This window comes from Ruminococcus turbiniformis, from assembly GCF_020687545.1.
In the GTDB taxonomy this organism is placed as follows: domain Bacteria; phylum Bacillota; class Clostridia; order Lachnospirales; family Lachnospiraceae; genus Mediterraneibacter; species Mediterraneibacter turbiniformis.
The window spans coordinates 1-10,022 of sequence record NZ_JAJEQX010000063.1; the positions used below are offsets into that span (position 1 = coordinate 1).

Below are 10,022 nucleotides of genomic sequence, written 5' to 3' on the forward strand. Positions count from 1 at the left end.
CGGGCTTTGCGAGTACCTGCCATAACCTATCCTCCATAATTGTAGTGAAATAGTCTAAATATCTATCGACTACAATTATAGGCAAAACTTGGGGATCAGGAAATCCGCAGGAATATTTGGCGCTTACGTTCCAACAGCCAGTTCTGGTAAATCTCCAACAGTGTAGATTTTCCACATCTGCGGATGCCGGTAACAACGTACACGGTAAACCGTATACCTCTAAATTACGAGGGATAAAAAGAAAGAGACAATCCGACAGAGATTTCGATTCCTAAAAAGGTCCGTATTCGCTGGGATTGTCTCTTTCCTACATGTTAGGGGTTAAAATTCGGTATTAACCGACAGCCCCATACCGCCCCCAGATGGAGGGCCCCAAGATGAACGGGCTTCCTTTTGAGGATCGTTTAGGGATGCATGCTCGTGGATATCGAATATAGCAACAGCCTGAAACGTCTAATCCGTAATGCCGGATTTGACCAACCGGGCGCATACATTGGCGATATTAACTATACTTTCGGCGCAAGCTGAACCGTTCTTTGATTGAGCGGCTTGCAACCTGTGAATATATCACAGAACACAGGAATCTCTTTATTACCGAGCTACTGGGAGCGGGAAGACCTATCTGGCATGCGCATTCGGGATGGAAGCCAGCAAATATCGTTACAAGACGAAGTATGTTTGCCTGCCGGATCTGCTCCTGGAACTGAAGATGGCTCGTAATGACGACACATACAAAAAGATCTAAGGGAAATAGGCCCCCCGGTTCTTCTGATCATTAATGAATGGCTTCTGCTGAAACCCACAGAATCCGAACAGCATACCATTCTGGAGCTTCTTCACAGGAGACGCAGGAAGTCATCTACCATCTTCTGTTCCCAGTATGATTCCAATGGCTGGTATGATCAGCTTGGTGGTAATGATAGTCCCCTCTCAGAAGCAATCCTGGACCGCATCAAACATGATGCATATAAGATCAACATCTTCCCGACGGATTCGGCGAATTACAGATCCATGCGGGAAGTGGATTGGGATCCTGCATTAAGCGAGTAAACTCGCAAGTAGCAATCACCTAAGTGCGGTATCCCTGCTCCGGACTCGCAGTATCATAGTCCCGGACTTGCGGTATCCGTTCCTCCGGAACGGGGGTACATTTTCACCGTAATATACATTTGATTCTAGTAACAGCCTCTTCCAACTCGTCTAAACTACTTGCGAAAGAAAATCGGACGTATTTATCATAGCCACTGCCATATGCATTTCCGGGAACACCAACCACTCTTGCTTTTTCTAACAGCTCACCAGCAGGGTTATCTATATTTGTAAACTTACACCACGCATAAAACGCTCCTTCCGGCTCTAAAACCTTAACCCCAGGAATCTTGTTCAGTTCACTGACAAAGTATTCTTTTCTGCATATGTACTCTTTGCGCATCGCCGCTACTTCTTCATCACAGTCCAATGCAACGATTGCAGCCTCCTGAATAAATGGGCTTGTACCTGTTATGGTGTGTGTATACAACTTGTTTATTACATCAATATACTTCTGTGGCCCGGCTAGATAACCTAATCTCTATCCTGTCATTGCATAAGCTTTTGAGAAGCCGTTAACTGTAATTGTTTTATCCGCTAGTTCCGCATAACTTCCAGGACTAATTACTCTATCTATATAAGCAATCTTTTCATACACCTCATCGGATAGAATAACAATATCCCTGTTACGAACTAATTCAATTATCTCTTTAATTTCCTGTTCATTAATCATACGACCTGTAGGATTATTGGGAGAACAGAGGATAATCATTCTGGTATTTTCGCTGATGTACTGTTCCAATTCTGACTTTTTAATTGCGTAGTTGTTATCAGGACTAAGTGGTATTTCTATTGGTATACCAGATGCAGCACGTACGAGTTCAGTGTAGGATACCCAGGAAGGTGCGGGAATTAACACCTCATCCCCCGGATTTATACATGCACGAACAGCCAGATATATTGCCATTTTTGCACCTGGAGTTACTATGATGTTTTCAGGTGATATGTTGATGCCATTATCTTTCTTTAGCTTACAGGCTATTTTTTCCCTAAGTCTAGGCAGTCCCTTGCCAATGGCATAATGTGTGTTCCCTTTCAGCAACTCCTCTATTGCCTTCTCTTTAATTGCATTTGGTGTATCAAAATCCGGCTCTCCTCCTGCTAAGCCTATAATATCTATTCCCAATGTTTTCAAGGACTTAGCCTTGGCAATAAAATCCATTGATGCAGAGCTGGCAATTTGCTCTATATCTTTGTTCATTACTCTAGACTCCTTCTACTCATATAGACTTGGTCATCCAGATATTTCTTTTTACAAACAATATCGAAGGTACTCTCCTTGTAATGATCCAGTCTATCAAACCAAATATCTTCTTGCTCTTCCATATGATGCAGTTTGATTAGGAATTCTTCCGTGATACATTCCTTTGGAATAATAACAACTCCACAGTCATCACATACAGCAATTGCCCCATCGTACCTTTCGGAGTGTTCTTTTCTTATCTCTTCGTCAAAGTCTTTTTCAGGCTTTCTGTTGAAGCAGCCCACCGGTGTAAGTCCGCCACACCAAATAGGCCAATTTTCTTTTATCAGACCAGCTGCATCACGCATTTTTCCATTCGCGACAATTGCTCTGCTCTGATGATAAAGCAGGATATACTTGCTTACTAGTTCGCCAAATACTGCTCTGTCGCCACAGTCAAAAGCTTCTACAAATACAACGCAATCCTCTTCGATATCCTGAACCTGCTCATGAATTGGCCAGTTGCTTTCTTCATAAGCGTAGATCCATTTGATTTTTCCAGCCTTATAATGGCCTCTGTTAACAGGCATTACATTAGGCAAAACACCAGTTTTCCCCAAAGCATCTGCAACCTCTGTCGTACTGACGCGGTTTCTGACTAAATAGTCAATAATTCTTTCTCTAATTTCCATGTTAATCTCCATTCTATATATTCACTACCAATCACTAACGTAATTCTCAATCAAATCAGCAAATTCTTTTCCAGGAAAAATGAAGTATCTTTCTTACTTATTTCTTTAAATCCATTTTTCTTATAAAACAGAATTGCTCTTTCGTTTTTCTCATTTACTTCCAAACGAAGTGTTGTCATCCCACTCTTCTTACATTGTTCGCTGCATCGCCTAAGTAAACTGGAGCCGATACCTCCCCCTCGAAACTGGTGGCTGATAATTATCATCGAAAGAAACCCACAACATTTGAATTTATCATTCGCATAAAATGCTACAAATCCAGCTATCCTCTCTTCTTTCCTTGCACATATGAATGTGCCATATTCAGCAAATTTCAATGCCAACGATTTGATTGTTTCAGGGTTATTGATTGATTGGTCGAAGAAATCAGACGAACAGTTAATCATAACTGACTCTATTTCTTTATGAGATGTCACTTTCTCATATACAACGCAATCTTCCATCTTATTCAACCTCAAGATCTATTTTTAGCTTTTCAGATATATTCTTTGTTACTTCATCAAATTCTTCTCTTGTGTCAGCGCAAATTATATAATAACCAATTCTAACCGAATCGCTTTCTGGCTGATGAATATAGTCTCCTACTGAGAAATTGAGTTTGTAACTCTTTATCCTTGGATCGTTCTGCAAGTAATCCTCACCATGGATTGCTTTTACAACTCCACCCTCACAAGGCAAGTCAAGGAATTTCAGGATTGCAGTTCTATCATTCTCTATGTCAGCCGTTATCTTGCATCTGTAGTTTGAATCAAGGGTCTTTTTGATGAGATAGTCGTAATTGTCAACACCTGACATAAAAGGGGCTATTATTGCAGATATCAAATTACCGCCTCCCCTGGCAGCCATCTCAATCAAATAGTATTTTCCATCCTGGAGCTTATACTCAACATGGGTTAACGCAAAAGGGATCCCTGTTGCATTTAGTAACTCATCATTTGTTTTTCTCAGAAGGTCGTAGCCAAACCTTGGATTTTGTTGAGTGAAAAACAAGGAGTTTGCAATATTATCGTTGTGCTCGTAATGACCTTTTTCTGAAATGGCTAAAGTGACATGACCATTCTCTGTCATGATACCGTCAACGGTAAACTCGGTTCCTTCAATATATTTCTCCAACAATACAGCCTTTGAATTCCTTGAGAACCCTAGTGTTTCATCAAACTTTTCTGCGATATCCTTTTCAGAATGGATAGTGAACACACCATGGCTGGCATTGCTATCCAAAGGCTTCATAATTAATTTCGGTCCATTTTGTCTGTAGAACTCCACAGCTTCAGATTGAGTCCTACAAAGACAATGCGGAATAGGATTAAATCCGTGCTCCTTGCAAAACTCTCTCATCCTGAACTTATTTGTAAACAAATCTGCCATTTCTTCTGAAATGCAATTTGCTCCTAATGCTTTGTTGTATCTTGCAACAGCATCTGTAGCCACATCGCATTCTTCCGACATTACAATATCAATTCCCTCGCTCTTGCAATAAGAAATAATTGTGTTGTATGCGAATATATCAGTTTCAAGGAAATGATCAGCTATCTCGTAAACCCCTTCATTCTTTACAGGATTAGCAAGATACAATTCATGCCCCATTGATTTAATCTTTTTCATTAATGGAACTTGCCATATCGTTCCAGGTAAAACCAATATTTTCATATGCTTTTATCCTCTCTGCTTACCTATTCCCGTACATCTGCTCGTAGTAATTCATGTACTCCCCAGATGTGCACTCTGCCATCCAATCCATATGTTCTTTGTACCACTGAATAGTGAGCTTAATTCCATCTACAAACATCGTGGTAGGACTCCAGCCAAGTTCTCTATTGGCTTTTGTGGGATTAATTGCATAACGCTGGTCATGTCCTTTACGATCAGCTACATATGTAATCAGGCTTTCTGATTTTCCAAGCTCCTTCAGAATTATCTTCACAATCTCGATGTTTGCTTTTTCGTTGTGGCCACCAAGGTTATAAACCTCACCGACCTTCCCCTTCTCCAATACAGCGAGAATACCATAGCAATGGTCCTTCACATACAGCCAGTCACGAACATTTAACCCTTCGCCATACACAGGGAGCGGTTTGTCATGGCTTGCATTGTTAATCATCAACGGAATCAGCTTTTCAGGAAACTGATATGGACCATAGTTGTTGGAACAGCGGCTAACAGTAATCGGCAATCCGTAGGTTCTGTGATATGCATAGACCAACAAATCAGCCGAAGCCTTAGAAGTTGAATAAGGCGAAGATGTGTGGATTGGAGTTTCTTCTGTGAAGAAAAGGTCAGGTCTGTCAAGCGGCAGATCACCATAGACTTCATCTGTACCAACTTGATGGAAACGTTCAACACCATACTTGCGGCATGCATCCAGCATTACCTGAGTACCTAAGATATTCGTCTCAAGGAAGATACCAGGGTTCTCAATAGAACGGTCTACATGAGATTCTGCGGCAAAATTGACAACAATATCCGGATGCTCTTTTTCAAAGATTGTGAAAATTCCTTCTCTATTTCTAATATCTTCTTTGTAGAACACAAAGTTCGGATTCTTAAGGGCTTCATTAAGCGTGTGGATATTCGCGGCATATGTAAGTGCATCCACACACACAACCTTCCATTCAGGTCTTTCCTCTAACAGAAGATATACAAAGTTCGATCCAATAAAACCGGCGCCACCGGTAACAAGTACTGTTTTCTTCATCTTGATTTCCTCGATTTATCTTGGCATTCTTCCATCAGCAACCATTTTCAGATGATGGCCATATGGAGATTTACCGTATTTGTCAGCAGCGCTAAGTAACTGCTCTTTATCAATCATCTTATATCTGTATGCAATTTCTTCAGGAGAAGCCACAATAATTCCCTGCATATTCTGAATAGTTTGAATGAATCCTGTTGCCTGCACTAAACTATCCATTGTGCCGGTGTCAAGCCAAGAGAATCCTCTTCCCATAATGTCGCAATCCAACAAATCCTTCTCCAAATACATCTGATTTAGAGTGGTAATTTCAAGCTCTCCACGAGCACTCGGTTTTACTTGTTTGGCCATTTCACTTACCCCAGATGGGTAGAAGTAAAGACCTGTAACTGCATAATTACTCTTAGGATTCTTCGGCTTTTCCTCTAGAGATAGTGCTTTATAGTTTTCATCAAACTCGACAACACCAAAGCGCTCCGGATCATTAACATAGAAGCCAAATACAGAAGCTCTGCCTTCTTCAGCTCTCTTAGCGGCTCCCTTTAACATGCTCCCTAATCCGTTTCCATAGAATATGTTATCTCCAAGAATCATTGCGCATGCATCGTTACCGATAAACTCTTCACCAATGATAAAAGCTTGTGCCAGACCATCAGGACTTGACTGAACTGCATATGAAAGTTTGATTCCAAATTGATGACCATCGCTTAGAAGGGACTCAAACCGCGGTGTGTCCTCAAGCGTTGAGATAATCAGGATGTCCCTTATGTTCGCCATCATGAGAGTTGTTAACGGATAATAAATCATTGGCTTATCGTAAACTGGTAAGAGTTGCTTGCTCGTCACCATTGTTAACGGATATAATCTTGTTCCTACTCCACCTGCCAAAATGATACCTTTCATATGCGTCACCTCGTTTTTTAACCTAAAATCACATCACAAATTCTATCTACATCTTCTAAACTCAAATCCACATATAGTGGAAGTGTAAGTACCCTCAATGCCATGTGCTGCGCAACCGGAGTCTTTTCTGTTCCAGCTGTCGGGTAGTTTCTATAGCATTCAAAGCTGTTAGTCAGTGGGAAGAAATATTTTCTTGTACCAATTCCCTGCTCAGCCAGTTTTTCAAAGACTTCGTTTCTAGTGTATTTATAGCCGTCAAACACAACCGGGAAGTATGCATAGTTGCTCTCGACATCTTTCTGGATGACAGAAAGCTTAATACCCTCCACTCCTTCAAGCCTTTCTCTATATCTCTCTACTACTTTCTTTCTCTTTGCAATTTCTTTATCCAAATGACGAAGATTACAAAGACCCATAGCGGCCTGGAATTCGTTCATTTTGGCGTTTCCACCGACATATTCAACGGATTCAGGGCCGTGGATGCCAAAGTTCTTCATATCATTGAGGATCTGTAGCCAAGAGTCATCTTTGAAACAAACACATCCACCTTCAATAGTGTTGAACACCTTTGTGGCATGGAAAGAAAACATTGAAGCGTCGCCAAAGGAGGCAGATGACTGTCCTTTATATTTAACAGCAAAAGCATGTGCTGCGTCATAAATTACCTTGAGACCATACTTCTTCGCAATTCTATCAATTTCTCCCACATCACACATGTTTCCATATACATGTACCGGAACAATTGCTACAGTGTTGTCTGTGATTAATTCCTCCATCATTTTTGTGTCGATGGTATAGTCATCTTCTTTTACATCACAGAAAACTGGAACTAAACCATTCCTAACAATGGCATGTGTTGTCGAAGCGAAAGTAAAAGGAGTTGTAATAACCTCTCCTCCTTTTGGTAGATTCAGTGCTGCGATTGCGTTCTCCAACGCAAGATGACCGTTAGTGTATAGAGCTACATGTGGAATAGAGAAGTACTCCTCCAATTCTTTCTGCAACTGTTTATGTTTGGGCCCCATGTTGGTCAGCCAATGGGTATCCCATAATTCTTTTATTTCTTCACAATACTCTTCGTATGAAGGCATTGATGATCGTGTTACTAAAATATTCAGCATTATAATTTCCTCTCCAGAAGCCGTTTGTCGATCCATTTCATAAATGGTTTTTCAAGCAAATTAATTCTAATTTGGTCGATAATTACGCAAACAATAAAAATTATAATTGTGCTTGTTAGCGCATGTACGATAGAATTTGAATTATTATAGGCTTCGACATTATTAAACAAATCCTTCCATAGCCATTTCCTCATAGTGTCACCTGATGCATGAATTAATAACACACCAAAGGTTGAAGATGCGATAGTATTTATTATTTTACTATTTTGAATCTTCAGATTTTTAAAGAATAGGAAAGCACTCAATCCGATAGTAACAGCTAAGAATGTATTTGAATCCGATACAAATGTATAAGGAGCAAATCCAACTTGTAAGCAAGCAAAAATGCTAGTTATAGACAGAAGGATAGAAATGATGCATACCCTCCCCCACATTTTTCCGCGAGAAAACAATTCTATGTCGTACATTCTGATAAATGATGCGATAAAATACAGCACAATAAACCACGTAACATAATTCATAGAAACTCTGTGTACAGTTCCCAGAATAATATATGTAAACCCACATAAAGCTAACAAGAATAAGTGCATTCGCTCATCTATATTCCCGATTAAAATATTAAGGAATGGAATTGTAAGCCAAAATATCAGAAAACATCCTGTAAAATTCTGTTGAATACTCGTTACTGGAATAATTATTATTAACAAATTTATAGGTGAAAAAGATTGATATCCTGTACATATAAAAATCAAATAAATTACAATTCTATAGAACATTATTTCTGCAAGCAGTTTTACAAATTTACGAACTGTAATATTGGATTTGCACATAAAATAGCCTGTAATCAACACAAAGCAGTTGATACAGGTCTTACCAAACATGCCATAAATCAGCATAAACACCGAATTTCCTGATGTTGGATTATCCAAAATTACATCCATTAAGCCAGAATTAACAACATAATGGTGTGCGACTATTAAAAACATAGCAATTATTCGTAACAATTCAATATTTGAATTACGATTGCATCTGTCCGTTCTCCGGTTTATATCATACATTTTATTTCTTTTCACTATCTTTTAGAATTTTCTTTATGTTATCAATGCCTAATCCCTCGGGAGTCCTTCCTTCTGCACGAAGATCTCGTCCTAATGCAGCACTAGCTATAGCGATAAGACCTGATGCAATTGGCGTAGCAACATCCAATGCCTTCCCCAATGCTTCCAACATTACAAGCCCCTGTGGTACATCTTCTGATATATAGCGCGAATCAACAACAGTTGGTCCTTTAGCTCTAGTCGGCATCTCTGCATAATTCAAAAACACCTCTTTGGCATCTTGATTGTTATCTAAAGAATTTCTATACTTGCATGCCTCAACATATGGCAATCTACTAAAACCAAGTTTTTCTAGAACATTCATTTTTTCTTCATCTAGTGCTTCGAGAATCTTCCACGTAGAAGGATTATCTCTGGTATACGCTTCATGGTACATACAAAAATCTCCGTGAGATTTCTCAATCCGAGGTATACTCATAACCGATCCGACAGTGTGAACAATCAGATTTGGATTATGCAAAGCGGCCTCTACAACCGAATCAAGGTATACAAATCTTTCTCCCAACTGATCGAGTTTCTCAATTGCTTCCTCTTTGCGAGCTGAAGGATATATACCAATAGGATTTCTAACATTACGAAAACCTACTCGAAACAATCCCGGCTCCATAATTCGCCCATCAATAAATGAACTTTCAGCCTCAGCTATAATGATATCCTTATCCTGGCAATGTTTTAATACATAAGCAGTCGAAAGATAACCAGGGTTAATCAACAGAATTTGCCCATTTTGTAGATGCGGAGAAATACATTTTATTAATTGTTCATGAAAATTTGTCTGAATGTAAACAATCACTACTTCAGCATTTTCTATGTCTTGTACATCACGACTTACTTTATGAATATAAGCGGTCTTAATTTCTCCAAATTCATTCAATATCATTTTTCCTTCATGTTCCTGAAGATATGAGTAATTATCATCATGCATAGCATGAGATGTCTTAATCAATGTTACTTCATGTCCATGCATTGTTAAATCAGCAGCTACTGCACAACCGGCATTTCCTGCCCCTAATATTGCAACTTTCATACAATTATTCGTAAATGGTAGATAGCCGGTACCGTGTCGCTTGCTAGTTTTTGTGAGATAATTACTCTAAAAAAACTAAGGTTTTTCAGGGAGGGCTATCTCATGGATAAAATCACACACAAAGTCCGCTGCGAACA

8 protein-coding genes and 2 pseudogenes are annotated in these 10,022 nt (G+C 39.5%); 1 reads left to right on the forward strand and 9 read right to left on the reverse strand.

Translation table 11 applies throughout. From position 1 onward, the window contains the following. The first annotated feature begins 640 nt into the window (after positions 1-640). Positions 641-1,050, forward strand: a pseudogene (locus LKD70_RS18910) (ATP-binding protein). Positions 1,051-1,153: 103 nt separating this feature from the next. Here the strand turns inward: LKD70_RS18910 and LKD70_RS17985 are convergent. The 9 genes and pseudogenes from LKD70_RS17985 to LKD70_RS18025 all read right to left on the reverse strand — a co-directional run bounded on the left by LKD70_RS17985 (position 1,154) and on the right by LKD70_RS18025 (position 9,885). After that, positions 1,154-2,290 (reverse strand): annotated as a pseudogene (locus LKD70_RS17985) (pyridoxal phosphate-dependent aminotransferase). Continuing rightward, positions 2,290-2,964, reverse strand: coding sequence for an RraA family protein (locus tag LKD70_RS17990; RefSeq protein WP_227709245.1), 675 nt, complete (start codon positions 2,962-2,964; stop codon positions 2,290-2,292). Before LKD70_RS17990 ends, LKD70_RS17985 begins: the two are co-directional and overlap by 1 nt. Positions 2,965-3,014: 50 nt before the next feature. Then, entirely contained in the window at positions 3,015-3,467 is a 453-nt protein-coding gene (locus LKD70_RS17995; protein WP_227709246.1) for a GNAT family N-acetyltransferase, read from the reverse strand. 1 nt (position 3,468) lies between these two features. After that, positions 3,469-4,674 carry an ATP-grasp domain-containing protein gene (locus LKD70_RS18000; protein WP_227709247.1) on the reverse strand — a complete coding sequence of 402 codons (1,206 nt, stop codon included), beginning with the start codon at positions 4,672-4,674 and terminating at the stop codon, positions 3,469-3,471. 19 nt (positions 4,675-4,693) lie between these two features. Continuing rightward, entirely contained in the window at positions 4,694-5,719 is a 1,026-nt protein-coding gene (gene rfbB / locus LKD70_RS18005; RefSeq protein WP_227709248.1) for a dTDP-glucose 4,6-dehydratase, read from the reverse strand. A 15-nt stretch (positions 5,720-5,734) separates the two neighbouring features. Then, complete coding sequence (rfbA, locus tag LKD70_RS18010; RefSeq protein ID WP_227709249.1) at positions 5,735-6,619, reverse strand: glucose-1-phosphate thymidylyltransferase RfbA; 885 nt, start codon at positions 6,617-6,619, stop codon at positions 5,735-5,737. Between the two features lie 17 nt (positions 6,620-6,636). Beyond that, entirely contained in the window at positions 6,637-7,740 is a 1,104-nt protein-coding gene (locus LKD70_RS18015) for a DegT/DnrJ/EryC1/StrS family aminotransferase (RefSeq protein ID WP_227709250.1), read from the reverse strand. Next, on the reverse strand, positions 7,740-8,798 hold the full coding sequence (locus LKD70_RS18020; RefSeq protein WP_227709251.1) for an acyltransferase family protein: 1,059 nt from the start codon (positions 8,796-8,798) through the stop codon (positions 7,740-7,742). Before LKD70_RS18020 ends, LKD70_RS18015 begins: the two co-directional genes overlap by 1 nt. Before the next feature lies 1 nt (position 8,799). Continuing rightward, on the reverse strand, positions 8,800-9,885 hold the full coding sequence (locus LKD70_RS18025) for an NAD/NADP octopine/nopaline dehydrogenase family protein (RefSeq protein ID WP_227709252.1): 1,086 nt from the start codon (positions 9,883-9,885) through the stop codon (positions 8,800-8,802). Positions 9,886-10,022 lie beyond the last annotated feature (137 nt).

Excerpts from the sequence above, each read along its gene's own strand:
- LKD70_RS18000 (WP_227709247.1), bottom strand. The coding sequence starts at position 4,674 with ATGAAAATATTGGTTTTACCTGGAACGATATGGCAAGTTCCATTAATG.
- rfbA (WP_227709249.1), bottom strand. The coding sequence starts at position 6,619 with ATGAAAGGTATCATTTTGGCAGGTGGAGTAGGAACAAGATTATATCCG.
- LKD70_RS18025 (WP_227709252.1), bottom strand. The coding sequence starts at position 9,885 with ATGAAAGTTGCAATATTAGGGGCAGGAAATGCCGGTTGTGCAGTAGCT.
- LKD70_RS18020 (WP_227709251.1), bottom strand. The coding sequence starts at position 8,798 with ATGTATGATATAAACCGGAGAACGGACAGATGCAATCGTAATTCAAAT.
- LKD70_RS17990 (WP_227709245.1), bottom strand. The coding sequence starts at position 2,964 with ATGGAAATTAGAGAAAGAATTATTGACTATTTAGTCAGAAACCGCGTC.
- rfbB (WP_227709248.1), bottom strand. The coding sequence starts at position 5,719 with ATGAAGAAAACAGTACTTGTTACCGGTGGCGCCGGTTTTATTGGATCG.
- LKD70_RS17995 (WP_227709246.1), bottom strand. The coding sequence starts at position 3,467 with ATGGAAGATTGCGTTGTATATGAGAAAGTGACATCTCATAAAGAAATA.
- LKD70_RS18015 (WP_227709250.1), bottom strand. The coding sequence starts at position 7,740 with ATGCTGAATATTTTAGTAACACGATCATCAATGCCTTCATACGAAGAG.